1 rRNA gene is annotated in these 1,107 nt (G+C 50.7%); it reads left to right on the top strand.

From position 1 onward, the window contains the following. Positions 1-1,107 (top strand): 23S ribosomal RNA (locus tag F957_RS0120670); the annotation flags it as partial.

Below are 1,107 nucleotides of genomic sequence, written 5' to 3'. Positions count from 1 at the left end.
AATGATGACGAGTAGGGCGAGGCACGTGAAACCTTGTCTGAATATGGGGGGACCATCCTCCAAGGCTAAATACTCCTGACTGACCGATAGTGAACCAGTACCGTGAGGGAAAGGCGAAAAGAACCCCTGTGAGGGGAGTGAAATAGATCCTGAAACCGCATGCATACAAGCAGTGGGAGCCGACTAGTTCGGTGACTGCGTACCTTTTGTATAATGGGTCAGCGACTTATATTCAGTAGCAAGGTTAACCGAATAGGGGAGCCGTAGAGAAATCGAGTCTTAATAGGGCGTTTAGTTGCTGGGTATAGACCCGAAACCAGGCGATCTATCCATGAGCAGGTTGAAGGTTGGGTAACACTAACTGGAGGACCGAACCCACTGTCGTTGAAAAGCCAGGGGATGACTTGTGGATAGGGGTGAAAGGCTAATCAAGCCTGGTGATAGCTGGTTCTCCCCGAAAGCTATTTAGGTAGCGCCTCGGACGAATACCATTGGGGGTAGAGCACTGTTTCGGCTAGGGGGTCATCCCGACTTACCAAACCGATGCAAACTCCGAATACCAATGAGTACTATCCGGGAGACAGACTGCGGGTGCTAACGTCCGTAGTCAAGAGGAAAACAATCCAGACCGCCAGCTAAGGCCCCAAAATCATAGTTAAGTGGGAAACGATGTGGGAAGGCATAGACAGCTAGGAGGTTGGCTTAGAAGCAGCCACCCTTTAAAGAAAGCGTAATAGCTCACTAGTCGAGTCGGCCTGCGCGGAAGATGTAACGGGGCTAAAACTATGTGCCGAAGCTGCGGATTTGACATTAGTCAAGTGGTAGGGGAGCGTTCTGTAAGCCGATGAAGGTGTATTGAGAAGTATGCTGGAGGTATCAGAAGTGCGAATGCTGACGTGAGTAACGACAAAACGGGTGAAAAACCCGTTCGCTGAAAGACCAAGGGTTCCAGTCCAACGTTAATCGGGGCTGGGTGAGTCGACCCCTAAGGCGAGGCCGAGAGGCGTAGTCGATGGGAAATTGGTTAATATTCCAATACTTCTGTGTAATGCGATGAGAGGACGGAGAAGGTTAAGTCAGCCTGGCGTTGGTTGTCCAGGTGGAAGG

Source organism: Acinetobacter gyllenbergii CIP 110306 = MTCC 11365 (assembly GCF_000413855.1).
GTDB classification, from domain to species: Bacteria; Pseudomonadota; Gammaproteobacteria; order Pseudomonadales; family Moraxellaceae; genus Acinetobacter; species Acinetobacter gyllenbergii.
This window is presented reverse-complemented; position numbering and strand designations above follow the sequence as displayed.